The organism is Lysinibacillus odysseyi 34hs-1 = NBRC 100172 (genome assembly GCF_001591965.1).
GTDB lineage: Bacteria > Bacillota > Bacilli > Bacillales_A > Planococcaceae > Lysinibacillus_B > Lysinibacillus_B odysseyi.
Genome location: NZ_BCVX01000008.1, coordinates 231,216 through 252,667 on the forward strand (window position 1 = coordinate 231,216; position 21,452 = coordinate 252,667).

Annotated in this window: 36 protein-coding genes and 4 tRNA genes; 3 read left to right on the forward strand and 37 right to left on the reverse strand. The window is 39.0% G+C overall.

Going from position 1 to position 21,452, the window contains the following annotated elements; all coding sequences use genetic code 11:
* Position 1: 1 nt before the first annotated feature.
* The 33 genes from BOD01S_RS23390 to BOD01S_RS14775 all read right to left on the reverse strand — a co-directional run bounded on the left by BOD01S_RS23390 (position 2) and on the right by BOD01S_RS14775 (position 18,306).
* Positions 2-145 carry a hypothetical protein gene (locus BOD01S_RS23390; RefSeq protein WP_156116999.1) on the reverse strand — a complete coding sequence of 48 codons (144 nt, stop codon included), beginning with the start codon at positions 143-145 and terminating at the stop codon, positions 2-4.
* Between the two features lie 26 nt (positions 146-171).
* A complete protein-coding gene (locus tag BOD01S_RS14630) occupies positions 172-636 on the reverse strand; it encodes a hypothetical protein (protein ID WP_036150479.1) in 465 nt (154 codons plus the stop codon).
* 60 nt (positions 637-696) lie between these two features.
* The gene (locus tag BOD01S_RS14635) at positions 697-1,287 is read right to left on the reverse strand and encodes a hypothetical protein (protein ID WP_036150481.1); all 591 of its coding nucleotides are present in this window, start codon (positions 1,285-1,287) and stop codon (positions 697-699) included.
* Entirely contained in the window at positions 1,287-1,697 is a 411-nt protein-coding gene (locus tag BOD01S_RS14640) for an HK97-gp10 family putative phage morphogenesis protein (RefSeq protein ID WP_036150482.1), read from the reverse strand. The genes BOD01S_RS14635 and BOD01S_RS14640 overlap by 1 nt, the downstream gene beginning before the upstream one ends.
* A complete protein-coding gene (locus BOD01S_RS14645; protein WP_143815075.1) occupies positions 1,694-2,089 on the reverse strand; it encodes a hypothetical protein in 396 nt (131 codons plus the stop codon). Before BOD01S_RS14645 ends, BOD01S_RS14640 begins: the two co-directional genes overlap by 4 nt.
* The gene (locus tag BOD01S_RS14650) at positions 2,052-2,435 is read right to left on the reverse strand and encodes a hypothetical protein (RefSeq protein ID WP_036150485.1); all 384 of its coding nucleotides are present in this window, start codon (positions 2,433-2,435) and stop codon (positions 2,052-2,054) included. Before BOD01S_RS14650 ends, BOD01S_RS14645 begins: the two co-directional genes overlap by 38 nt.
* The gene (locus BOD01S_RS14655) at positions 2,401-2,709 is read right to left on the reverse strand and encodes a phage head-tail connector protein (protein ID WP_036150487.1); all 309 of its coding nucleotides are present in this window, start codon (positions 2,707-2,709) and stop codon (positions 2,401-2,403) included. The genes BOD01S_RS14650 and BOD01S_RS14655 overlap by 35 nt, the downstream gene beginning before the upstream one ends.
* 2 nt (positions 2,710-2,711) lie before the next feature.
* Positions 2,712-3,032, reverse strand: coding sequence for a hypothetical protein (locus tag BOD01S_RS14660; RefSeq protein WP_036150490.1), 321 nt, complete (start codon positions 3,030-3,032; stop codon positions 2,712-2,714).
* Positions 3,033-3,051: 19 nt separating this feature from the next.
* Positions 3,052-4,248 (reverse strand): phage major capsid protein, encoded by a 1,197-nt coding sequence (locus tag BOD01S_RS14665; RefSeq protein ID WP_036150493.1) that lies wholly within the window; start codon positions 4,246-4,248, stop codon positions 3,052-3,054.
* Positions 4,249-4,285: 37 nt separating this feature from the next.
* Entirely contained in the window at positions 4,286-5,035 is a 750-nt protein-coding gene (locus BOD01S_RS14670) for a head maturation protease, ClpP-related (protein ID WP_233153204.1), read from the reverse strand.
* Positions 5,032-6,198: a phage portal protein gene (locus BOD01S_RS14675; RefSeq protein WP_036150495.1), complete on the reverse strand. Its 1,167-nt coding sequence runs from the start codon at positions 6,196-6,198 to the stop codon at positions 5,032-5,034. The genes BOD01S_RS14670 and BOD01S_RS14675 overlap by 4 nt, the downstream gene beginning before the upstream one ends.
* A 14-nt stretch (positions 6,199-6,212) precedes the next feature.
* Positions 6,213-7,859 (reverse strand): terminase TerL endonuclease subunit, encoded by a 1,647-nt coding sequence (locus tag BOD01S_RS14680; protein WP_081977862.1) that lies wholly within the window; start codon positions 7,857-7,859, stop codon positions 6,213-6,215.
* The gene (locus BOD01S_RS14685) at positions 7,846-8,352 is read right to left on the reverse strand and encodes a P27 family phage terminase small subunit (RefSeq protein ID WP_036150498.1); all 507 of its coding nucleotides are present in this window, start codon (positions 8,350-8,352) and stop codon (positions 7,846-7,848) included. Before BOD01S_RS14685 ends, BOD01S_RS14680 begins: the two co-directional genes overlap by 14 nt.
* A 156-nt stretch (positions 8,353-8,508) precedes the next feature.
* On the reverse strand, positions 8,509-8,817 hold the full coding sequence (locus BOD01S_RS14690; RefSeq protein WP_036150502.1) for a hypothetical protein: 309 nt from the start codon (positions 8,815-8,817) through the stop codon (positions 8,509-8,511).
* A 1-nt stretch (position 8,818) separates the two neighbouring features.
* Positions 8,819-9,142, reverse strand: coding sequence for an HNH endonuclease (locus tag BOD01S_RS14695; protein ID WP_233153205.1), 324 nt, complete (start codon positions 9,140-9,142; stop codon positions 8,819-8,821).
* A gap of 2 nt (positions 9,143-9,144) precedes the next feature.
* On the reverse strand, positions 9,145-9,501 hold the full coding sequence (locus BOD01S_RS14700; protein ID WP_143815076.1) for a hypothetical protein: 357 nt from the start codon (positions 9,499-9,501) through the stop codon (positions 9,145-9,147).
* A 697-nt stretch (positions 9,502-10,198) separates the two neighbouring features.
* Entirely contained in the window at positions 10,199-10,912 is a 714-nt protein-coding gene (locus BOD01S_RS14705) for a hypothetical protein (protein ID WP_036150520.1), read from the reverse strand.
* A gap of 22 nt (positions 10,913-10,934) precedes the next feature.
* Entirely contained in the window at positions 10,935-11,873 is a 939-nt protein-coding gene (locus BOD01S_RS14710) for a hypothetical protein (protein ID WP_036150522.1), read from the reverse strand.
* 362 nt (positions 11,874-12,235) lie between these two features.
* Positions 12,236-12,763 carry a hypothetical protein gene (locus BOD01S_RS14715; protein ID WP_036150524.1) on the reverse strand — a complete coding sequence of 176 codons (528 nt, stop codon included), beginning with the start codon at positions 12,761-12,763 and terminating at the stop codon, positions 12,236-12,238.
* A 27-nt stretch (positions 12,764-12,790) separates the two neighbouring features.
* A complete protein-coding gene (locus BOD01S_RS14720; RefSeq protein ID WP_036150526.1) occupies positions 12,791-13,060 on the reverse strand; it encodes a hypothetical protein in 270 nt (89 codons plus the stop codon).
* A gap of 34 nt (positions 13,061-13,094) precedes the next feature.
* Positions 13,095-13,436 carry a hypothetical protein gene (locus tag BOD01S_RS14725; protein WP_036150529.1) on the reverse strand — a complete coding sequence of 114 codons (342 nt, stop codon included), beginning with the start codon at positions 13,434-13,436 and terminating at the stop codon, positions 13,095-13,097.
* Between the two features lie 31 nt (positions 13,437-13,467).
* Complete coding sequence (locus BOD01S_RS23030) at positions 13,468-13,605, reverse strand: hypothetical protein (protein ID WP_156117000.1); 138 nt, start codon at positions 13,603-13,605, stop codon at positions 13,468-13,470.
* Between the two features lie 34 nt (positions 13,606-13,639).
* Positions 13,640-14,038, reverse strand: a complete 399-nt coding sequence (locus BOD01S_RS14730; RefSeq protein ID WP_036150531.1) for a hypothetical protein — start codon at positions 14,036-14,038, stop codon at positions 13,640-13,642.
* A 23-nt stretch (positions 14,039-14,061) separates the two neighbouring features.
* The gene (locus BOD01S_RS14735) at positions 14,062-14,421 is read right to left on the reverse strand and encodes a hypothetical protein (RefSeq protein WP_036150535.1); all 360 of its coding nucleotides are present in this window, start codon (positions 14,419-14,421) and stop codon (positions 14,062-14,064) included.
* The gene (locus BOD01S_RS23035; protein WP_156117001.1) at positions 14,422-14,583 is read right to left on the reverse strand and encodes a hypothetical protein; all 162 of its coding nucleotides are present in this window, start codon (positions 14,581-14,583) and stop codon (positions 14,422-14,424) included.
* Between the two features lie 11 nt (positions 14,584-14,594).
* Complete coding sequence (locus tag BOD01S_RS14740; RefSeq protein ID WP_052124683.1) at positions 14,595-15,128, reverse strand: Holliday junction resolvase RecU; 534 nt, start codon at positions 15,126-15,128, stop codon at positions 14,595-14,597.
* Positions 15,125-16,030: a rolling circle replication-associated protein gene (locus tag BOD01S_RS14745; protein WP_063180357.1), complete on the reverse strand. Its 906-nt coding sequence runs from the start codon at positions 16,028-16,030 to the stop codon at positions 15,125-15,127. The genes BOD01S_RS14740 and BOD01S_RS14745 overlap by 4 nt, the downstream gene beginning before the upstream one ends.
* 309 nt (positions 16,031-16,339) lie before the next feature.
* Complete coding sequence (locus tag BOD01S_RS14750) at positions 16,340-16,678, reverse strand: hypothetical protein (RefSeq protein ID WP_036150148.1); 339 nt, start codon at positions 16,676-16,678, stop codon at positions 16,340-16,342.
* Between the two features lie 105 nt (positions 16,679-16,783).
* Positions 16,784-17,065: an AbrB/MazE/SpoVT family DNA-binding domain-containing protein gene (locus BOD01S_RS14755; protein ID WP_036150149.1), complete on the reverse strand. Its 282-nt coding sequence runs from the start codon at positions 17,063-17,065 to the stop codon at positions 16,784-16,786.
* Positions 17,062-17,241: a hypothetical protein gene (locus BOD01S_RS14760; RefSeq protein ID WP_036150150.1), complete on the reverse strand. Its 180-nt coding sequence runs from the start codon at positions 17,239-17,241 to the stop codon at positions 17,062-17,064. The genes BOD01S_RS14755 and BOD01S_RS14760 overlap by 4 nt, the downstream gene beginning before the upstream one ends.
* 123 nt (positions 17,242-17,364) lie before the next feature.
* Entirely contained in the window at positions 17,365-17,898 is a 534-nt protein-coding gene (locus BOD01S_RS14765) for a sigma-70 family RNA polymerase sigma factor (RefSeq protein ID WP_052124652.1), read from the reverse strand.
* Positions 17,888-18,076 carry a helix-turn-helix domain-containing protein gene (locus BOD01S_RS14770; protein WP_036150151.1) on the reverse strand — a complete coding sequence of 63 codons (189 nt, stop codon included), beginning with the start codon at positions 18,074-18,076 and terminating at the stop codon, positions 17,888-17,890. Before BOD01S_RS14770 ends, BOD01S_RS14765 begins: the two co-directional genes overlap by 11 nt.
* A gap of 2 nt (positions 18,077-18,078) precedes the next feature.
* Positions 18,079-18,306, reverse strand: a complete 228-nt coding sequence (locus BOD01S_RS14775; protein ID WP_036150152.1) for a helix-turn-helix transcriptional regulator — start codon at positions 18,304-18,306, stop codon at positions 18,079-18,081.
* A gap of 231 nt (positions 18,307-18,537) precedes the next feature.
* On the opposite strand from BOD01S_RS14775, the gene BOD01S_RS14780 reads away from it, so the two are divergent.
* The 3 genes from BOD01S_RS14780 to BOD01S_RS14790 all read left to right on the forward strand — a co-directional run bounded on the left by BOD01S_RS14780 (position 18,538) and on the right by BOD01S_RS14790 (position 20,661).
* Positions 18,538-18,948, forward strand: a complete 411-nt coding sequence (locus tag BOD01S_RS14780; protein ID WP_052124653.1) for a helix-turn-helix domain-containing protein — start codon at positions 18,538-18,540, stop codon at positions 18,946-18,948.
* A 120-nt stretch (positions 18,949-19,068) separates the two neighbouring features.
* Positions 19,069-19,293, forward strand: a complete 225-nt coding sequence (locus BOD01S_RS14785) for a helix-turn-helix transcriptional regulator (RefSeq protein ID WP_036150153.1) — start codon at positions 19,069-19,071, stop codon at positions 19,291-19,293.
* A gap of 177 nt (positions 19,294-19,470) precedes the next feature.
* Positions 19,471-20,661: a tyrosine-type recombinase/integrase gene (locus BOD01S_RS14790; RefSeq protein WP_036150154.1), complete on the forward strand. Its 1,191-nt coding sequence runs from the start codon at positions 19,471-19,473 to the stop codon at positions 20,659-20,661.
* A gap of 438 nt (positions 20,662-21,099) precedes the next feature.
* Here BOD01S_RS14790 and BOD01S_RS14795 read toward each other — a convergent pair.
* The 4 genes from BOD01S_RS14795 to BOD01S_RS14810 form a co-directional block, all read right to left on the reverse strand.
* A tRNA-Glu gene (locus tag BOD01S_RS14795) sits at positions 21,100-21,171 on the reverse strand.
* Between the two features lies 1 nt (position 21,172).
* A tRNA-Asn gene (locus tag BOD01S_RS14800) sits at positions 21,173-21,247 on the reverse strand.
* Between the two features lie 8 nt (positions 21,248-21,255).
* Positions 21,256-21,332 (reverse strand) — tRNA-Ile (locus BOD01S_RS14805).
* A gap of 40 nt (positions 21,333-21,372) precedes the next feature.
* Positions 21,373-21,448 (reverse strand) — tRNA-Phe (locus BOD01S_RS14810).
* Positions 21,449-21,452 lie beyond the last annotated feature (4 nt).

Genomic DNA, 21,452 nt, shown 5'->3' on the forward strand with positions numbered 1-21,452 from the left:
CTCACTCCCCTGCTAGGCTGTTTTCCCAACCATCAAACGCAAGCTTATTGGCATAGATCCGCTCAACACTCCGGATTGGCTGATGCCAAAACGTTTCCGGATCGATGCCGGATTTCAGGACGTACAGCGTGTATATGTCCTCCACACATTTGATGATGAGGTTTGGCGCTTTTACCGACGTTTTTTTTTACTTTTTTTCGTGGCTTTTGTCAGCTCTTTTGAAAATTCATTCGGGGAGGAAGAAATCATATTGACTAGTAAATTTGCATACAGCTGGATCGTCTCTTCAAAGCTATAGTGATAGCGCTCCAGGAACTCCTCGAAAGAGTAAGAAAGCTGTCTGTTGGCGCCGATTACAGCCAAGTAAACAACGCTTATCAGCTTTTGCTCATCAAAAGTATTCATAGCTTGCAGTGCTGCTTCCTCATCAGCTCCGTTCACAACTGTCTCCAGCCCTTTGATTTTCAGCAAATCCTCCCAAAGGGACGACTCGATCATGCCCATATCATGTCCGCGCTTGATGGCCGCATTTGTTAAAAACGCCGGATATGTTTTTTGATTGGTAAATTGCTGTTCGAATTCACCATTTACTTCAACAAATTCAAGCTCCTTCAGCTCCACTTTTTGTACTCTCATGTCCGTTCCTCCTTATGAATAAATAAAAAACACCCCCACATGGTGGAGGTGCTACAGTTATTAAGGCGTATCTGGTACCGCTACTAATTCCGGTGTAAAGTTCGTGTGCCATTTTTCAGCAATAGTGGCGTCTTCCAATTCATCGACAAATGCCTCATAGTAGAATTTTTTATTATCATCGACTAGTGCTGTGACACTCATTTCAAGCAATGCGACCTCCTCCTGCCCGTTCTCAATATTGAGAGTGTAGCCTCCTGAGTTAGAAGCATTCGGGAATGCGATTAGCTTTTTAACATCTTCAAAATCATCGATAACATCTGCTGTCAAAACAAAGTCTGTACCTAGCGAGTCCGATCCGTATGAATAAATACCAGGCTTCAACCCTTCATTGCTCAAACCAAAATATTCTCTCGCCACCGCAACTGGAATATGTGCCGAGATGGATAGGTTCATTTTTTGCGGGATAACCTTTTTCTTTGTCTCTACCCCTTCTTCTACTTTCGTGATTGTCTTGGATTCCGTATCACCTGAAATGGTACCGATCGCCCCGAACTTCTGGCCAGGTTGTTGCGTACCTTTCTTTTTAAATTGCACGCTGGCGTTTGTAATACGCATCGCGTCAAACTCTTCAATTACTGTACTTGTCGGCATTATAAGCCCTCCTCTATTAATTTATCCAAAGCGCCGTGGATTTTCTGCAGCACTTTAGGCGTTGATTTTTGTAATGAGCGCTTGCTAAAATTTTGAGCTACCTTATTTTTGGAGCCGCGTCCCTCATCAGGGAAAACAAGATATCCAAAGGAGCCTTTTTTATTGGCTGCTCCGCCCTTTGACTTGACCACGAATTCCAGATTTCCTGTTTGGTGCGTATACCATTTGCTGTCCTTCGCATGCCTCTTCTGCCTTTTGGAGACGGGGATCAGGTTTGTCATCTCTTGAGCAACGACCTCTACCCCTTCTGTATGCAGGGCTTTGTTGACTGCCTTTTCCGCACGGTTTGGGAACTGCCGTAACCGGTCATTTAGGTCCGTTAAATTGCCAAACTCTATTAGACTTCTCATATCTGACCAACTACAATCCGTCGATTGTAAACAAGGGTGATACGATCAACATAATTGTCCGTATCTTTCCGTTTCAGGCGATCCTTAAATGTGTTTTGCAGGGTAAACATGGGCACGTTTTTAAGAGCTAAAATGATATCGACCGTTCGCTCATCCAAATCATCCCGCTTTTCGGAATAGTAATAGACGGCGACTTCCTGGTTGATACTTTTAAAGTCATTTGTCAGTTGCATATCTCCTGTATCATACACAAAGAAATGATACTGTCCTTTTTTATAAGCCGCTTCTTCATCCTCACTCAGCTCATCCTCGTATACTTCCAACCCAAATGATTCGAGAGCCGTGATGATTCCGTCAATCTGCTCCTGCATTTTCTGCTTTGTCCTGCTCAAATGCGCCCACCTCCTGCAGATAAAAGTACAGATACCGTTTTTCACGGTCGCTGTCTACCCGGATGACATCGTACTCAATACCATCAATTACCATCTTCAATTTACTGAGCGTCGCCCTGTCGAGGTGTGGAGGCCGCAGGGTACGGATCTTTAAATCCAGCGCTCGACTCATTGCTTGCACTAGGTCAAAATCTTGCTCGCGAGAAGACATTTCCTGATAAGCCAGCCGCCCCATTTCTACAAACTTTTCTCCTATCCGTTTACCGCGCTCAGATCGCCGTGTCTCCTTTGTACCGTAGTAAGCAAAGCCGTCATTCAGCGAGTCCCGTATCCGTTTGTTCACCATTTTCTTTCCTCTTTTCCAGAGCCACTGTAAGAATCAGACGCTGTAACTCGTCTCTAAAATTCAATTCGAATTCATCAGCTGCATTGTTGTATACGTAACGGCAACGTTCAAGAAGCAATTCCGTCTCCCACTCATCCAAAGAAAAAGAAAAAGCCTTACCTGTTAGCTTCAAAAAGTAAGACTTTCCTCGTTTGATAATGCGCTCTAGCTCTTTGTTTTCGTCATCCCATGTAATGCGTAGACGACTTTTTAATTCTGTTAGCAGCTCCTCCATGGCTATTCACCACTTTGCAACGCATTTTCCGCCTCAATAGCTTCGTCTTTTCCTTGTACCTTCTCACCGTTAGAAAGTGTGTACCATCCTCCACCAGTTGCTTTCGGGAAATCCGAAGGCTCCAATGGCTCTTTTCCTGGTTCCTCCTGGATCATCACGTCAGCCAGGTAAATCTTTTTATACTCCGGATGTACTCCAGTTAAAAAATAAACGCGCTTTTCATCGGCCTCAAAGCCTTCAGCCGGGTATGTATCCCCGGCTACGTACATATGCCCATCATGCTCCAAAGCTTGGAATGAATTGACTACTCTTGCTGTAATCATTGCTATCCCTCCTCCTCAATTAAGGCGTGTCCGGTGTATCTGGTGCACTGTCGATTGCTGCATTTGAAATATCAAACACAGTAAATGCTTCGTTATCCAACGGCTGCCCATTGACTAACTGGCGCGTCAAATATAAACGTTGATCTTGAATCATACGTACATGGTCTGATGATTCCAGCGTCGAAGTGCCTGTGCCTAACCAATAATCTTTCGGATTACCCGAAATCATTTTGTTACGTGGTACCGATGCAACCTTAATAATATCTAAATCAGGCACCGGGAACTTACCAAACATCCAAACACCGTCGTCTCGTTGTTTAGCGCCATACGCAAACAATTTAGCGTAAAAATCGTAAGGGTTTAAAATTAATACTACTCTGCCAATATCGCGTGTGCCTTCTTTTGTAGCTGGCGCAAGAATTTTCGTGCCAATTTCATGAGGGGTGAATGATAATAATTCTACCGACTCTTTTTCTGGATATACGCCCCCTACAACTGCCCCGTCAAGGTTTCGCATCATCCCCACGGGTTGCTTGTTACCGGTACCGTTAACAATTGTTCTTTCTAATTCTGCAGCTACAACTTCTGTCATAAGCGCTCGCACATAACGGTCTAACCATGCAGGTCCGAGTTCAAACATCGCTTTACATACAACCAAGAAACCGGAAAGCTTATATGCCTTGGCTTCGATTGTTTTAAAGCCGTTGTCTACCATTTCCTGAATTTCATCGCATACATCGCCCCAATATGCCGTAGTTGCCCCTTCCTTGCGCACTACCCATTGTGTAGTCGCTGACAACTGCGTGAAGTTCACACGGGATAAAAGAGGGTGATCCTGTGCTAGATCTTCAAATACGCGATCATACACTGTAGGAGGCATTAACTCTAATACGCCATCAAACGATTCCACTTCAATCGCTTTCGAATAGAATTGTTTTTCCTCTGCAGTTAATTGTCGTACTCCACGGGAAGCTAAAACCGCCTCATCCCATTGCTGCTCATTAGCTCGTTTTGCTTCTCGGATTGTCGTATTCATTACATCTTGGTAATGCGTAAAATTTTCCTCGTATTGCTGTACAATACGCGCTGCTACCTCTGTAGCATCTCCATTTTCAAAGGCTGCCTTTAATCCCGCAATCTGTGCCTCTTTATTTTTAAGCACTTCATTATCATCCAAATTTTGAATACCTTTTGTTGGCTCTACTTTCTGTGGCATAAAAAATTCCTCCTGTTTTTTGACAAAATAAAAACGCCTACTCGTTTGAGACGCGTTGGAATTTTGTTAATATTGTTTGTTTTGGTTCTTTCTTAAAGCGCTGCAGCACACCCTGTTTAAATTGCTCGGCATCCACTTTGTTGTTGACTGGTTTGTCTTCTTCCTGAGTTACGTCAGTAGCAAAGCCCAGTTCTACAGCTTCGTTTGCTGTGAACCATGTTTCATTTTCAACAAACTGCTGCATTTCTTCGCGTGTACATTTCGCTTTTGTCATGTAAATATCTAAAAGCGATTCATCTAACTTAACCATCATATCAACAGTTTTTTGTAAATCTGCTTTGGACCCTACAGCCCACGTCCATGCTTCATGAACCATCAGCATCGCACCTGTATTCATAATCAGTTCATCTGCTGCCATTGCAATGATCGATGCTGCAGAACACGCCCAGCCATCCACAATAATCTTTACTTTAGCATCATGGTCTTTTAACCGGTTGTAGATTGTAATACCATCAAACGCATCACCACCAGGAGAATTGAGGCGTACTGTAATACCTTTCGTTTTTACTTCTTTCAATGCGCGATCGATATCACCTGCTGAAGTAGAATCGTACCACCAACTCTCCCCGATTTCACCATACACTGTTAGTACGGTTTCATCCTTTTCCTCATCCACTTCTACTGCAAAATTTTTCGGGATTTCCGGTATTAAATCAGCATACTGGGAATTTTTAAATCGACGATGCTTGGCATTTGCCATCACTGGGAAACTTCCTGTATTTTTCATTCATTCTCACCTCCTTGATTTGAAGATTCTTGCATGCTTGCTTTTTGGTAATTTTTCGTAATGTACCGTTCGTTTGCCCAAGGCTCATCAATTGGATTCTTGCTCAGTTCTTCCAACACTTCATTGATGGTAAATCCTCCTATAGCAAATAACTTATCCAGTGAAGTCGATAAAGCCGTCAAATCAAGAAGCTTAATTTTTGATGTATCAAGCTGCACATAATTTCGCTTTATATAGCCGTCGCGTTTGTAAATTTTACGATTAAGCTCATCGCTGAAGATTTCAGCAATAGGATTTAAAGCAAACATGATAAAGCTATCAATATTTTCAGCCACCTCTGCAATATCACCTTTCAATAAAGCTCTTGGCACGTGAAAGCCCATGGCCACAAAATTAAAGATATCATCTATTAAGCTTCGAACATCGCTGCTATCTGCTTTGACACCGCTTTTGGCATCGCTTGCGTCTTCCATTTCATAACCTGTTTGCTTTTGGAAAACTACGGCCTCTTTATTCGGGTCGAACCAATCTTTCAATTGAGACTGCAGCATATCATCGATTTCTTTTTGCGTGTCGTCATCTTGAGCCCGCATATAATCGGCATTAGCAAACCAGCGCTTATTATTCTTACGCTTATATGCGTTCATTGTGGCGCCAAGTAGCTTCCCGTATGATTTATACAAGCTATCTATAACAGTTTTAATATTTTCATCTGTCAGCTTAAAATGAAAAACATCCTGTTCATAAAAAGGTTTGTTGAACTGAAAATCTTTCACTATGACATCTTTATAAATATTTGGATATAGAGCGTATTCCGTAGGGCTAAAGGAGTCAGCTAATAATAACTGTCCTTCTACCATTACAATCAAACATTCGCCCTCATATAAATATTTGCGAAAGCTGTTATACCAAAACTCTGTCGCATTTTGATTTGAATTTGGTTCCACGTTCAATAAGTAATAATTGTTACCTCGTAACTTTCGGCCTTCTTTATACGTTTCAAATACGCACCGAGCCAGAGCTTTTGCAATTAAATCGATACATGTTTCAACGGCCATTCGCTTATATACGACTTCAGCCTGTATCTCAAGGGATACACAATCTTTTAAAGTGCCCTCTCTCCGATTAAAGAAAAACGCTTTTGCCCAATCTACAAATCCCATATTCTCACCTGCCTTTAAAAACTCATAGTCTTGAATGTTTTCCTGAAATTTTCTTTCGTGATCCCTTGTTGTTCAACTAATAGCTGGTCGTGCTGCAGCGCATGCAGCAACGCAAAAAAGCCGTCAGTTTTTCTTAACTCCGGCTCAATCTTTTCATATGTGATATTTCCTTTACCATCACGCTTTACATAGGTATTCCACGTATACCAGCGCATTAGCAAGTCGTCCCCCCATAGAATCTTTTCATGGGCGAACATTTCTTCCACAATCGGTTCTAGCTTTGTGTGAGTAATCACGCCGTTTATTGATTTTTCGAGCGGCAATCCATACTCATCAAACTTGCTTTGCAAATGGTTAAAACGAACCCGGTCAGCTGCGATTGTTTTGATGTAATATTTCTTCGATTGTTCCAGGAACCAATCAGCAATATACTCCGGTTTATTTGTCTCGTCGTGGATGATTGTTGCCAGTCCCTGCTTTACCGCCAGATCAATATCCACCTTAAAATCATATAATTTCAAACTGCGCTGATTAATAAATGTATGGTGGATCCAGTGCCGTTTGCCGTTTGCTTTAAATAGCAATCCTACACCCACAAAGTCGCGAATGTCTGCATAGTCAATGCCGCCAACACACTCAAAGCCTGTGAGATCCGGCAAGGGTTTACTTGCTGCTACAATCTTTGGCCAATCCGTAACACCGTTAGCAGAAAGCAAAAATGGAATATTCATGCGCTTTGTTAGAAATTCAATTTTTAACGACGGGCGAGTTTTTAAATTGTTGTACTCGAGCTGCATTTCACTTTTTAAATGTGGAAGAAAATTGATGCCGGGGTTTGCTTTCTCCCACATCTTCACATCGTGCATTTCCTCTTCATCTTCAATGTGCGCCAAAAAAGGAAACATGCGAGAATCAGGAAGCTCCCCTTTTAATATCATTTCTGCTTCCGCTTTAAAATCGTCGAGGACTCCGCCGCGAACATATCCATCTGTGGTAATGTAAATCCTTCTGGCCAGTGGAACTTTACCCAGGGCCGAAGTGAAAACTTTGATATTGTCATACGATTCATATTCGTGTACCTCATCAAAAATAATAGCACCTGGGCGCAGACCATCTTTTGTTTTTGCGTTGTTCGTATGGTATTCCAATTTTGATCTGCTCTTCAAATGGCTGATTTCCATCTTTGTCCACTTGAAATGTTTTTTCATTTTCGTTTTATTATCTTCAAGAATATTGTACACATCATCAAACGACGTTTTCGCTTGCTTTTCGGAAGTTGCAACAATATCAACGTTATAGCCTCGAATACCTTGTTTGGCAATAAAGTATTTTGATATGGCTGCAATAAATCCGTTTTTGCCGGCACCGCGTCCCCATAATAAAAAGAACTCATTAAACACTAGGGTCCCGTCATCATAAAACAATCCGACCATACAAGCTAAAACAAATAGCTGGGCTGGATATAGTTCAAACGGAAAATAGCGTTCAATAAATTCTTTTGCTTCGGTTATCTTGTTTATATCTATTATTACATTATCTTGCTGCAGCTTTCTTTCAACCAGATTGACAAGAAGTTTTACATCTTCGGGCACAATGTACTTGCCGGTTCTAACGCCATCGATATAGTCATCGATAAATGGATGGTAACTATAACTCGTCATCGTCATCATCGACTATCACTTCTATATCTGTTGCCTTTAATCCAAGTTCAGCAAGTATTTTTAACATCTGGCCGTTTGTTTTATTCAGCTCACCAACACTATCATTCTTCTTTTTACCGTGCATCCCAGGGACAGTGACCCCTCGATTGTTAATATCCTCAATGAGCATATTCTTTACATCCCACAATGCCATATAATCATCAACCAAATTCATGAAGTAGGATTGAGTAACCCCTTTTTCCTGCAGCTGCTCCTTTAGATCCTTTTCAATGATGGCCCGTAGCTTATTCTTGTTATGAATAACCTCAACAGAAAGGTGGGCTTCGATAACTTCTTCCTGCACACTTTCGCGTGACAATCTTTCTTTTTTCTCTTTCCACCGGTGCCGTTTATACCAGGACTTTACTGTATCGATTTTGACATTGTATTTTTCTGCAATGTCTTTGTATTTCATGCCATTCAGCCAATCCTTAAATGCTTTTTCATGTGCCATCCGCCATCACCGCCCACTTTTCTGCATGAATATTTATGCATTTAATTTTTGTGTGCACTTCCTCGCGCGAAAAAATTAAAAAATATTTTCTCCGAGGTACCCCCTGCGTTGAACCGGGTCCTTAAAAAAGTCGAAACTTTTGACCCGGGGGTGTGTTCACTTCACATACTTCAAATGTTTACCGGCAAAATCAACGATGTAGAATACTTCTTCCTCGCTGATTTTCAATGATTGACATACGTTCTTCAGAACATTCTCGTCCTGTAATCCCTTTAGGACTTTCTCAACCGTCATGTGCTTGCACCTTCGAGTATTCACCCTGTCTCGGATCTGCTGATAAAGATAATAAGCGTGACGTGTAAAAGCGTTCAGCATATCTCGCTCATACCAGCCACGATAATCATTACCGATTGCTTCATCTATCTTTTTCGGATCGAATACCCATGCTCCATCTGTTAGATTCATATCACCATCGCTCCTCATTCGTGAATACTTGCTTGCGTTCATTTGGTTTCCGATCATGGATTTCATTATGGCAGCTGATACATAAACACATAAGATTGCTGAGTGTCAGCGATAAATGCGGATGAGTAAGGATTTCCTTCAAGTGATGGACATTCTCTGCCTTATGATAGCGCCCTTTCTTTTTGCACATCTGGCATTCATGGTTGTCCCGTTTCAAGGCGACCAATCGCAGCGTCATCCACTCGCGCGATTTATAGAACCTCATAAGTTGCCGTTGTGCGATGAAGTTAGTAAGCTCTTGCATACGTTCTGGTGAAATTTTCATTGCTAACATCCACCTAATTTTTCGATGGCTTTGGTAAGCTCTGCTGCTTCCTTGAATAACTTTTCAACCTTCATTTCTCTTTCAGATAAATTACTTTTAATGTGTGCTATTTCCTCATGCAGGAAATCGATTGACTCATAAATTCTTTCGCGTGTTTCTTTGAAAAGTTGAATAGCCGCATTCATATTTGTTTCACCTTCCCACAACCCACCGAACAATTCATATCGATTATCTGAGGACATTTCGTTAAAATGGTACTCCATTATTTCTTCAAAGATAAATTTGAAATAAGGGTTTGAATCGCCTGCTGTCTTACGTATAATGAATTCCTTTTTCATCTCTTCTAATTGTTGCGTCATAAAAGCATCCATTTGATTCACGCCTTTAATTTATTGAATGAAATTTTATTTCCTGGACAAAATACAAAGACAATTACATAAGGCAGGTGATAGCTATGCAGATAATTAAATTCACTCGTCTCGAGTTGTGTTTAATTTGTTTGGTTGTGTACTTATTGCTTAATTAATTTTGTCGGCTATTTTCAATCAACCACTTTTGGGTTATCAGATACTCAGAAGTGATTGACAGGATTAAAATTAATTAAATTAAAACTCCTGCCACATTTCATACATAAGAAAAAGCCACACAATCCCTTTGCGTGACTTTTGGCTTTTATTTAAAAAGAACACTGTATTGACATTCACTCGCTAACATCTATCGACTATCACCTAATGCGATAATTGTTTCTCTTGGCTCTTCGTAATCGTTTCGGACTATTCTTCCTTTAATTCTTTTGCTTGTATCATAATGAAAGCATACATCTACTAAATTCCCTACACGTGGACCTTACTTTGGAAAAGTATCATAACTAACGTTTTAATGTGCTCCCACCTTTTCTCTCTCCCTCTCTCTATTTGCCTTCTTCGCATAGTTTATAATTAATTAAATTAAATGTTGGTTATTACATAAGAAAAAGCCCTATCCAAACGGATAAGACTTCGCTGAGAATATTCTTAATAATCACAATATACCCTGTTTATAATTTTTCTTAGTATTTCAACGCTTTCTCTTACCTTTTTTTCTTAAACGTCGGTTAGTTCTTTCAGCAGGAGCTGTATGAGGCTTTTCTTCAACAGATTTAACTCTAGTAATTGCAGACTCAATTGCATTAGTAAGAAACACTTGAAATAAATTATAAACGTAGCTTTTCACTTCTATCATGAAGTTGATTAGTACAGTTACATACATACTTATTAAAATTGCTGCTACAATTTCATTGGTGGTCTCAGCAAAAAAGGGATTTGACCAATCTGCTGGTAAATACTTAAATACAACTAATAGAATGAAATTAATTATAATCAGTGATAAATAAGAACATATGACACCAAAAAAATAGAGATTATAAATAGCAAATTTTGAGATCTTATCTTCTCCTTCATTCACTACGGTTAACATATTTGTAATGGTGTTCTCATTTGCTAAAGCTTGAAAAATTGCATAGCCAGTGATAAGTACGGCAAATATTGGTATTATGACCGTGTTAACATTTACTGTTAAATCTGAAATGATTGATATAGCAGGAGTTTTTTGAAAGACTATACGGAATAATACATAAAAACAGAAAAGAAATAAAAAAATGAGGAAAATCGCCCTTTTTTTTGATATCTTCATGTTTCTTTTAATGCTTTCTTTAAAAAGCGCTGTAGAATTTAACTTTTTTAATTCTAGTAAATTTAGGGCATTGTTAACCAACTTATCTTTGTTGCTCATTATACCACCTTTATCTATTTTATTATTTGAACAGCTTTTTATAATGTTTCTCTAACTTATCATAAAACCTATTATAAATAGATCTGTTTTCCTGGCTTACTTCGTTGAATTCAGGATTATTTATTACCTTCCCTGTAATTGTATCAATGTTTTTCCCAAAAGATTCAGTTTCATCCACTTGAATTTTCATTACTTCGGTAAATGAACCATCCTTTAGCGTACCAGTTGTTCCGTTACTATATTCAACTTTTATTGTAGGTTTCATTAAACCTTTTGTATCTTCAATAACCTTTGCCACATTATCTTTATCAGTCGGCGTATTAAAGCTAACTGATCCCGTCTTGCTTCCCAAGCTTTTAAGCGTTTCTGTTAAATGGTCTACGGTTTCATTATCCATAATATCTCCATTTAACGGATAAAATCTTAACGTAACATTATTTATTTTTTTTACTTTTTTTAATTCCTCTAATATTGCGCCCTGAAACGGAATAGCTACTACATTGAGTAATACCTGAGGAATTTTCTCTTCATCTTTTAATTCAGAATTCTTTACACTAACATAATTTTTTAATACATCTCTTGCTAAAGTCGCAAAATTGGAAAGTGTAGGACTTCCTTTTTGGTTTTTAACTAAGACCATTCGGTGGTTTTGCAAATTAATAACAAAATAAGAATATGGATCTGAAGGATAATTTTCATTAGTCTTAATTAGTTGTCCATCAACGTATCTGGATTTTACCTCTAATGTAGTTCTTTTAACAATTAATCCTGCTAATGCAAACTCGCCTTGTGCATTAGTCAATTTGACATTTTCAAAAAAAAACTTTTTTGGTTTACCCTTTGATTCTTGAGTAAATGCTGGAAGAATTACATCGAAAAAATGATTTAACATAGGTTCATGTTTCTTTCCGAAAGTACAGTTAAAATTCGCTATGAATGCTTGTTTAGTTTCTGTTGTCATATATATACTCCTTAATGTTTACAATATTACTCTCCATTATACAATATTTGTAATAACAGGTAAACCTAAAGTACTAAGAGAACATTTACTTTGTCTATTTCAAGCTGCTTGGACGCCCCATTTACTTCCATATTATATTCCCCCATTCCATATTGCTTATAAGATTATAATAACACAAAAGAGAACGTTTGTTCCTTTTTAACCATAATAAAAGGCCGCTATCTGTTTTAGAAACAGCGACCTTCACGAAAGGAGGATATTTACAATGGCAACCGTAACGCCCGCATTAGCTACACCAAGAAATATCATACTCTCATATTAGCATCTTCATAATGCCCTTGTGTTGCCCTTTTTCTGCCCTGCTACTCTATCTTTATACCATATACACCAAACAATAAAACGGCCAGCCGCTCCGTTACACTATCCAGTACTTTATAAATACTGCGATTGTTCATCCGATAAAGCTCTGCGATCTGTTCTATTGTTAATCCGTCCATATAACGTTTTTTCAAAATGTTATAATAGCGGGTATTGTTCTCATCCTGATAAATGTATTCTAGGGTTGCCAGTGCCCTGTCGATGTATTGGACCATGGCAATTGTTCTCTGTGAAGTTTCCTTAATCGAACTGACGATATCTTCACCAAACTCAATCAAATTAATAATGTTTTCGTTTTCCCTAATAGCGATTTTCGGTACAGATGCTTTGGCGCGGTTGTCTATCTTATCGACATATGACTTAAACTCTCGGTAATGTTTCAGCAATAATTTGGCATTGTGTAACCTCTTGCTGCGCTCTTTTTCATATACTTTTCCTTTTTGCTCTTCATATGCCGCCACCGCATGTCTAGCTGCAACCTCCGCTACTCGATCTATTGTTTGCTGGTCCACAAGAACACCTCTTTTATGCTTTTATTTTTAAAACGGCAATTCTACATTCGCGACACTGAAATTTTGCAATGAAACATCCAGCGCATTAAGACTACCTTTCTCGAATCCTTGTTCATATAATTTTTGCTTACAAGCTTTCAAGTGACAGTCTACATGAAGATGGAAATTAACGTGCGCTCCATCTTCTTTTCCCGTTACATAAATCGCTTGGGTTCCTTTTTCAATGGCCGCCCCACATCCAAAACACTCATGATTTCTGCGTGTAGTTACCTTACGCTTTTTAGTTAATTCTAGCATGTGAGAAGTTTCTCCTTTCAACACATAATTCTCGTTATGCTGAGTAAATTCCCTTCAAACGTCCAACTTCTGATTTAACAATCTGCACTATTCTTTTGCCCTCTGATTTATCAATAAGCAAGACATCTTCCATATCACAAGCATAAAAATTAATTGTGTCGTAAAGCCATTCGCTAACCATTTGGTCTAGGTCTTCTAAATAAACATCTTTTAGGTCTTCTTTACTCCAGTTAGTCCATTCAAAGAATTTTTTCATTGTTACTTCGAATTCACGCAATTCACCGAATTCGCTTTCCGTAAATGGTCTACCGCAACACTTACATTCATTTTGCTTTTTGCGGTACTTAACGATTATAGGTTCTTTATTAATATCCATCTCATTCTCTCCTTTTACTAAACAAAATGTTTCACTTAATTACTACTGAAAATTGGTCAATCATTGTGATATCGGGTTTTTCACCGTGTTGGACATTTATAGAAATGTCTATTTCTTTATCTTTATCACGCACATTATTAAGCCGCTCAATCAATTCATTTATAGTCATTACTTGTTCCTCCTTCATCCGCATTTTGTTTCTTTTACTGCACAAAAAGCTCGTCCGCAAATTCTCCTGTTATCGTAATTGTCTTAACTGATGAGGTACCCCTTGCGACACATTTACGCTCAATACGCTCTATTAATTTAAAATCAACGCCTGGACCTGAGTTGTACAGTTCCTTTAGTCCATTAAATTGATAAGCTAACGTTTTCCCTTCGTTCTTATCGATATTTTTCTTTGCCTTTGCTAAAACAAGTTTACTTGAGATGGAACTTGTTATTAAAAGGCCTGTTGTTAAATCACTCGCTATCCAAATATCGTATTGATCAACTGGACGGTGTATTGCAATAAATACACCTTTATGTTCATGTATTTCTTTCACCGTAACCTCTCTTTGAATACGCCCCCAACCACCTAAACATTGCACTAGTAATTTCATAATCTCATCTCCATTTCTATCAATTAAACTCTTTGAAAGTGTTTTTCTAGCACATCCTCACTGATTTCAAGCCACGTAATCTTTTCACCGGCACGTCCAGACAAATTTTCCAAATGAACAGGATTCAACCCGCGCGTTTTACTTTCATCTCGGCACCATTTTGTACCGCCCGCCACCATCACTTTTTCTCCTGTTTCCTTATCGGTATAAATCGAAATAGGAAATGGAGAAAGACACATATACATATAGAGTTCTTTAGGTTTTTCTTTACCTGGTGCTTCTGCAGCATTTTCACACCCCTCGCTGCAAAAGCGGAAATAAAAGAAAGAAGTAGAATCATTCGGATCAAAACTTTTACGGCATGTTTCGCAGATACGTTCCAATTACATCCCCTCATCCTGCATAATTTGTTCTATCAATGTTTTTTTAATCGAGAAGGGGTACCCATCGGAAATACGTGATAACTGTACCTCTTCATTCTCTATCCCGTTGTAGCGGTACCCATTGCCTTCCGCCCATTTATTAATGCGTTCTTCAAAATCCACACAATCACCCCTTACTCATGCAGGCCAGCTGCTAATAAATAATGTGCTGTAAATCCGTCGCGCCCTTTAATGCGCTGGCAGTTCTCCCGGAAATACGAAATCGGAATCGACTTTGAACCACCACGGTCTTTTTGCTCCCAAAAATCTGCTAATTGCTCAAATTTCAAATAATAAATTTCCGGCTCATTTTTGTTTTTAAGCCAAAACGCAACAATTAAAAATGCGACCGCCCCATGTTTATGCCACGATTTCAATAATTCATATTGATGATCCACAAGGTTCGCTAATGTAAAGCGTTCAATCGTAGATTCCTTTGCTTCGAAAATTAGGGCATGCGATTTATAGATGCCGCTGTAATCAACCCACGTTGCTTTATCCAAATATGCCTCTACTTTCTTCCCCTCAACTTTTGCAATATTCGTCGGTGTAGGAATTTTACGGATATCTGCAAAACCTGCGCTGCGATATTCGTTATTCGTCATATTAATAAGCATTTCTAACTTGGAACCCCTGTTTGTATGACCTCTGCTGTATTGCTTTTTCATTCATCAAACCTCCCTTTATGTTTAACTAATGAGTCTATCCGCTTCATCCTGACGTACAGATAGACTCCACTAGAAAATTCACTGTATTTAACCTCTATGTCATTGAATTTATAGCCCTGGTACATCTTCTCGAACAGCTCTTCTGCACAAACCTCCTCCATTGCAATACGTTCAGCACGTTTTCTAGTCATTTTGCTGTCTGCAATTGTCACTTTAGGCTGTTTCATATTGCGGCTGATCGTGTAACGTTTTGTAGGGTTTTTCTTCTTGTCCTTCATGACATAGCGCACTAACCCCTCAAGGCCGAAATCATTTGGTTGAAGCCTACGCGTTTGCACTCTTCCCCCTCCATTCCATAATTCTTCTGCTGCATCACGGTCTGGAAAGTTTGTAATCATATGATGATGAACACGTACCTTTTTGTCATTTCCATCATCAAACTCTGTTACGTAGACATATTTCAGCTCAAAATTTTCATATTTCTTTTGCTTCTTCAACCAGCGTTTTAAGCGTCTAATGAAATTTTGCATATCTTTTTTCGCCTGTTCATGATCCGCTGGCAATTTACCGTTTGCATATGTCCAGGTAGCCCAAATATCTTTTTCCGTGAAATTTGTATGGACGATTCTTGTCACTCGCTTAATCGTATTTTTATCATTTAGGTTTTGCTGTGCAGTGCTGCTCTCTTTTCTGCGCTTCCCTCTCTTCCCCCCTGTTGGCATAGCCATCAAAGGATAAGCTTCAACCTCCAGCATATTTCCGCTTCGAATTGTCTTTACACGATATTTACTCACCTGCTTATCACGTAATCTCTCAATTCTCTCTTCTACACTGTCAGTAAATGCATTGCTCTCTATATCAAATAAATCCTCATAATCTACCACATGATACGGTGGTGTCATGGCAGGGTCCCCCTTGTCATATCTCCTAATCTCTCAGCTGCTTAATTGGATATTTCTGTAATGGTCGTAAACTTAATACCTATTACAAGGCCGCTAATTGACTCATTGCCATAACATGTGATATTTTGGAAATAGAGTATTTGGCAATTGTCAAATGAACCGTACTTACTGGTCAGAGTGCGTACGGCAGTTTTTTTGTAAGTGGAAAGCCTTTGCGATGATTCACAAAGGCCAGTTATGGAGTTGCTGATCGCCCCACGATTAGCAACTTTTTTTATATTTAATTGGCATTTGTTTTGTCCTCATAGTTCAATGACTGCTTTCACAATCTCCTTCTTTTTCGCCCCATTTAACTACAAAGATTTTGACTTTGTACTCACCTAGAAGGCCATTCTTCTGTACAGTTTCAAACTCACAATAGAAGCCCCTAGACTGCAATTCCTCACGAATTACTTTTAATGCTCTCATTTCATCTGTACGGGAATCCAACGGTCGCCGCCAACCTTTGTAACCATCTAATGCAGCATCTTCAATTTGATTAATAATTTTCTTGAAAACTGGACCATTTAAAACATCCTGCTTATAGCTTTCCATTCCTTCTTTAGATAGCTGATTTAAAAATTCTGCTGTTGGTATATTGTCTTTCAAATGCGTCACCTTCCTGTCAGCTGCATGAACAGCTCTCTATCTTCGTTGATTAATGCCTGCTCAATTAAGTGCTGCCGATTAATTTCTTCTGATTTAATTGCTTTGTCATCCTTTTTTTATACGCTCTTGTAATTGCCCAAAGAGTGTCTTTGCGCCTTCACGGCTTAAAATTAACTTGCCATCCAACAAAACATGATTGTCATCCGATACATCTCCAGTGACTGCACACATCATATTTGATTTGTATTTCTTTAGAATGATTTGGTCCTCATCTACAAAAACCTCTACCGGATCTTTTTCAGCGATCCCCAAAATTCTACGTAATTCAATTGGCAATACAATACGTCCTAACTCGTCCACCTTGCGGACAATGCCTGTTGATTTCATTCACAGTTCACTCCTTTAATTTTTAGTCCATAGGCTGCAGCTACATAACGAATACCTTGTTGTACACCATCTTGGTGTACTTCCCATGATTCAGGAACCTTGCGATTGTATATTTCCGCAAGCAGTTCCTCTGGAGATAAGAGATTTATAGACACTGTTTTCTCTTCTGTTGGCACATTTATCACTTCCTCTCAAAATGTCGTATTATTGTTTGAACACGCCTACCTTATCCATCGCTTTACGGATCTCCACCTGACGTTCTTCCGGAGACATTGCCAACCAGTCACGGACCTTGAATTTCATATAGACACCTCCATTTCTTCGCGTAGCTTTTTTAAAGTTTCGCGGATGATTCGGGCTACATGTCTTTGAGAGCAGCGCAGATACTTTGCTATGCCTGCCTGTGTAACAGCCTCGCAGTCTATCCCGTAATACGCCATGACAACGAATCGTTCGCGCACAGGTAACTTTTCGATTGCCCTCCGGAGTTCCTGAATGGCAAATATCCGATCGATGTCGTCATCCACAGATGCGTCTGAAGCTATCACATCCATTAAAGTGATATTTTCTGACTCGGTTCTCACCGGATCATCTAAAGAGGATGTTAACAATCTTCCTTTCCTGAAAATCATCAATATTTCGTTTTGAATGCATCGACCGGCATAGGTAGCGAATTTTATTCCCTTGCTCTGGTCATAGCTCTGACTCGCTTTAATTAAGCCGATTTTACCGATACTAGCAAGATCCTCATAATCAAACTCCGGATGGTTAAAACGGTTTGCCAAGTAATAGACAAGGCCCATATTTTCTGTCACCAATAATTCATTGCTCATTTGTATTCGCCTCACCTTCGCCAGCCAACCATTTTTCAACTGTCGGACGATGGAATAAAACACGCCCTCGGACTTTCTTGTGAGGAATCTCATTTGTCCTCGCCATAACATAAATTGTTGAAACACTTACACCGATTAATTCAGCTGTTTCTGCAACCGTTAAAGTGATTTTTTCCAATCTCACATACCCCCCTTCAAAACTTCGGTATCACCGAGGTTACGAGGTAAAAAAATCTCTTCGATCCTTTTTCCGAAAAACTCCCTTAACGTGAACATCTCATCAGCTGTAAATTGAAGTTCCCCACGTTCTTTCATCCCATACGTGGCGATATGGATGCCTAGCAGCGTTGCTAGATGCTCTTGCGACAATTTACGCTCCTTTCTAATTCTTATTAAATTCCATTGCATCGAAACACCTCCTGTACAGATACTATACTCGCTACCACCGAGATAATCAACAATAAATTTCACTTTTAACGAATATTTTTGTTTAGTGTTGTATATATTAATGGTATAATTTATGTAAATTATAATTAACCAAATTAAATAAAAAGAACATATAACAAAACATGATAATTGACTATAAATAAAGAGAAAGAGAAAATATTTTATAAATTAAATCTAAAAAGGGGTCAAATGATGAATACAAAAGATAATTTCGAGAGAGATTTAAATATTTTTGCAGGAAATAAGATAAAAGAATTTCGCAAGAAAAAGAAATTGACTCAAAAACAATTAGGAAAGTTAATTGATAAGAGCGACAATACCATTTCCAATTATGAGAAAGGTCTTATCGCTCTTAACCAAGATGTTTTATTCAGTTTAGCTGAAGCGTTAGATGTTAAAGTAGATGATTTCTTCCCTCAAAAGGTTTCTGCTGGATCGTTGCACCAGGCAGTAGCAACAACAGACGAAAATTTAACTGTTGGTGATATGGCCTTTTTGAAGGAATTAATGGATTACATTAAATCATTAGATGAAACTGAAAGAAGATACTTAATGAGCAACATCGAGATGGCGGTCGAGATTTTCAAGAAGAATAGAAACTAACCTTTTTAACTCTTCCACTTCTGTAACATCCTTTATTTTTGTAAACTCGACTAGTAATTTAATTTCTTCTTCTGACATACACTAACCACCTTTAACTAAATATAGAAATGAGGGTATCCGTTGACTTATACGGTCGGTAGATGCCTGCTTCGTGAACTATTACATAGAAAAGATATGACGCAAGTTGAGCTAGCCGAAAGGCTAAATGTGAAACCTCAACAAATACAACACTATATCCAGAATAATCGCGTCATGTCCCTAAAGGTTGCCAAGAATATATCGGTAATCTTAAATTGCAATGTCGACGATTTATACGAATGGGTCGAAGTAGGCACTAAAGAGTAGTTATTCCTACTCTTCACGACCAAAAATAAGTCAACTGACTTATAAATAATATACCATTTATTTTACAATATTGTTAATAATTTTATTTGTTAAGAAAATAGGGCATTTATTATGTATAATGATTATAACACAAAAGGGAACGTTTGTTCCTTATTTTACATAGAAAGGAGAATTTTTGTGGCAAATATCGAAAAACGGGGAGATAATTCGTATCGCTTTACGGTTTATCTTCCTAAAGACGCTACTGGAAAATACCCGAAAAAGCGTAAATCAATTACTATTGACGAAAAAATGACTCCAAAACAATTAAAGGAATTTTTAGACCGTGAATATTTAAAATTTAAAGATGAGGTATTATCAGGAAACTACACAACTCCTCAGAGGCTTTTATTCAAAGATTTCGCAGAAAAATGGGAAAAGGATTTTGCTTCCACACTCGCCTTGACTACCTACGGGAATCATCAAAGGAAATTAACATTGCATGTGCTGCCAGTAATAGGCCATATGCGTATGGATCAGATCAATCAGTTTCATTTGATGGAGATTCTACGGGAAATGAAAAGACAGGATGGAAAAGAAGAGGCTCTTTCTTACCACAGTAAACAGGATGTGTACCGAACATTAAAGAGTGTCTTTAAGTATGCGGTCAAATGGGGGGTATTAGAAAAAAATCCGATGGACGGTATTGAGAAGCCTAGACCTAATGATACCGTAGATCAACAGAAGGAAATGCAAGTATATGAAGAGGAAGAGATCGATACGCTTATGCAGCTCTTACAAAGCGAACCCTACATGTGGAGGATGTTATTCACTCTTGCACTGGCTGCTGGGTTACGTAAAGGTGAGTTGCTGGGATTGGAATGGAAAGATGTAGACTTCGTTAACAAACAGATCTATATTAGGCAAACGATTGTATTAACTAAACAAGGGCCGCATATTAAAACTACCAAGACTAAAAACTCCAAGCGATATGTTTCCCTGCCGGATTCAGTTATTGATGAGCTAAAGGCGTATCGTAAGTTCTGGGTAAAAGAAAAGTTAGCGATGGGCGAAGAATGGAAGGAAGAAGAAAGAGAATGGTTATTTACTGCTGAGAATGGCAAGCATCTCTATCCAACTAGCCCTACCCAGCGATGGGTGAAGTTCACACGAAAAAATGAAATACGGCATATACGCCTGCATGATCTCCGGCATACGTCAGCGAGTATTTTAATTGCCCAAGGAGTGCATGCCAAAATTATCAGTGAACGTTTAGGACACTCCGATATATCCGTTACAATGAATACGTATGGTCATGCATTTAAGTCTGCTGACCGTGCTGCAGCTGATAAGCTGGATACTCTATTCCGAGTTAAGAAGCAGTCGTAACCCCGGGGTTAAAGTGGGGTTAATATGGGGTTAAAAATGGGCGCAAACTATAATAAATAACAACTAATGTGCATATATGCGATACAAGAAGCCTTATATGCCAACAAATAAAACAATTAATAATAATACAAAACATCCCTGTCCACACATTGGAGAAGTGTGGTTTAAAACTTTCTATAATGTCGCGGCATCGTGGCTTTTGCCATTAAGAAAGCTTATATACCCTCTACCGTTTAGACGGTAGAGGGTTTTTTAATATCGTTATAAATTCCTCTTACTGCTTCTTTTTGATAACCCTCTAATTCATTCTTCAAACATTAATGATTCAACCAACTGCACCCAAATAGTCTTTTCTTAAGCATATCCCATCCTCATTTCCAATAAGCCGAGAATAACAAAATAAAAAAAGTATGCAGCAATCGCTACATACTTTAAAAATGACCCGTACGGGATTCGAACCCGTGTTACCGCCGTGAAAGGGCGGTGTCTTAACCACTTGACCAACGGGCCATGGCTCCGAAGGTAGGACTCGAACCTACGACCAACCGGTTAACAGCCGGTTGCTCTACCACTGAGCTACTTCGGAACAATATATGGTGGGCCTAAATGGACTCGAACCATCGACCTCACGCTTATCAGGCGTGCGCTCTAACCAGCTGAGCTATAGGCCCCTTATACTAACACACTTACTATTAATTATGTATTGTCTTATGGTGGGTCAGGACGGAATCGAACCGCCGACACTTAGAGCTTCAATCTAATGCTCTACCAACTGAGCTACTGACCCTTTT

Coding starts and splice junctions, on each gene's coding strand:
- BOD01S_RS14630 (WP_036150479.1), bottom strand. CDS start 636: ATGAGAGTACAAAAAGTGGAGCTGAAGGAGCTTGAATTTGTTGAAGTA.
- BOD01S_RS14635 (WP_036150481.1), bottom strand. CDS start 1,287: ATGCCGACAAGTACAGTAATTGAAGAGTTTGACGCGATGCGTATTACA.
- BOD01S_RS14640 (WP_036150482.1), bottom strand. CDS start 1,697: ATGAGAAGTCTAATAGAGTTTGGCAATTTAACGGACCTAAATGACCGG.
- BOD01S_RS14650 (WP_036150485.1), bottom strand. CDS start 2,435: ATGGTGAACAAACGGATACGGGACTCGCTGAATGACGGCTTTGCTTAC.
- BOD01S_RS14655 (WP_036150487.1), bottom strand. CDS start 2,709: ATGGAGGAGCTGCTAACAGAATTAAAAAGTCGTCTACGCATTACATGG.
- BOD01S_RS14660 (WP_036150490.1), bottom strand. CDS start 3,032: ATGATTACAGCAAGAGTAGTCAATTCATTCCAAGCTTTGGAGCATGAT.
- BOD01S_RS14665 (WP_036150493.1), bottom strand. CDS start 4,248: ATGCCACAGAAAGTAGAGCCAACAAAAGGTATTCAAAATTTGGATGAT.
- BOD01S_RS14670 (WP_233153204.1), bottom strand. CDS start 5,035: ATGAAAAATACAGGAAGTTTCCCAGTGATGGCAAATGCCAAGCATCGT.
- BOD01S_RS14675 (WP_036150495.1), bottom strand. CDS start 6,198: ATGGGATTTGTAGATTGGGCAAAAGCGTTTTTCTTTAATCGGAGAGAG.
- BOD01S_RS14680 (WP_081977862.1), bottom strand. CDS start 7,859: ATGACGAGTTATAGTTACCATCCATTTATCGATGACTATATCGATGGC.
- BOD01S_RS14685 (WP_036150498.1), bottom strand. CDS start 8,352: ATGGCACATGAAAAAGCATTTAAGGATTGGCTGAATGGCATGAAATAC.
- BOD01S_RS14690 (WP_036150502.1), bottom strand. CDS start 8,817: ATGAATCTAACAGATGGAGCATGGGTATTCGATCCGAAAAAGATAGAT.
- BOD01S_RS14695 (WP_233153205.1), bottom strand. CDS start 9,142: ATGAAAATTTCACCAGAACGTATGCAAGAGCTTACTAACTTCATCGCA.
- BOD01S_RS14700 (WP_143815076.1), bottom strand. CDS start 9,501: ATGACGCAACAATTAGAAGAGATGAAAAAGGAATTCATTATACGTAAG.
- BOD01S_RS14705 (WP_036150520.1), bottom strand. CDS start 10,912: ATGAGCAACAAAGATAAGTTGGTTAACAATGCCCTAAATTTACTAGAA.
- BOD01S_RS14710 (WP_036150522.1), bottom strand. CDS start 11,873: ATGACAACAGAAACTAAACAAGCATTCATAGCGAATTTTAACTGTACT.
- BOD01S_RS14720 (WP_036150526.1), bottom strand. CDS start 13,060: ATGCTAGAATTAACTAAAAAGCGTAAGGTAACTACACGCAGAAATCAT.
- BOD01S_RS14725 (WP_036150529.1), bottom strand. CDS start 13,436: ATGGATATTAATAAAGAACCTATAATCGTTAAGTACCGCAAAAAGCAA.
- BOD01S_RS23030 (WP_156117000.1), bottom strand. CDS start 13,605: ATGACTATAAATGAATTGATTGAGCGGCTTAATAATGTGCGTGATAAA.
- BOD01S_RS14730 (WP_036150531.1), bottom strand. CDS start 14,038: ATGAAATTACTAGTGCAATGTTTAGGTGGTTGGGGGCGTATTCAAAGA.
- BOD01S_RS14740 (WP_052124683.1), bottom strand. CDS start 15,128: ATGAAAAAGCAATACAGCAGAGGTCATACAAACAGGGGTTCCAAGTTA.
- BOD01S_RS14745 (WP_063180357.1), bottom strand. CDS start 16,030: ATGACACCACCGTATCATGTGGTAGATTATGAGGATTTATTTGATATA.
- BOD01S_RS14755 (WP_036150149.1), bottom strand. CDS start 17,065: ATGAAATCAACAGGCATTGTCCGCAAGGTGGACGAGTTAGGACGTATT.
- BOD01S_RS14765 (WP_052124652.1), bottom strand. CDS start 17,898: ATGAGCAATGAATTATTGGTGACAGAAAATATGGGCCTTGTCTATTAC.
- BOD01S_RS14775 (WP_036150152.1), bottom strand. CDS start 18,306: ATGCAATGGAATTTAATAAGAATTAGAAAGGAGCGTAAATTGTCGCAA.
- BOD01S_RS14780 (WP_052124653.1), top strand. CDS start 18,538: ATGAATACAAAAGATAATTTCGAGAGAGATTTAAATATTTTTGCAGGA.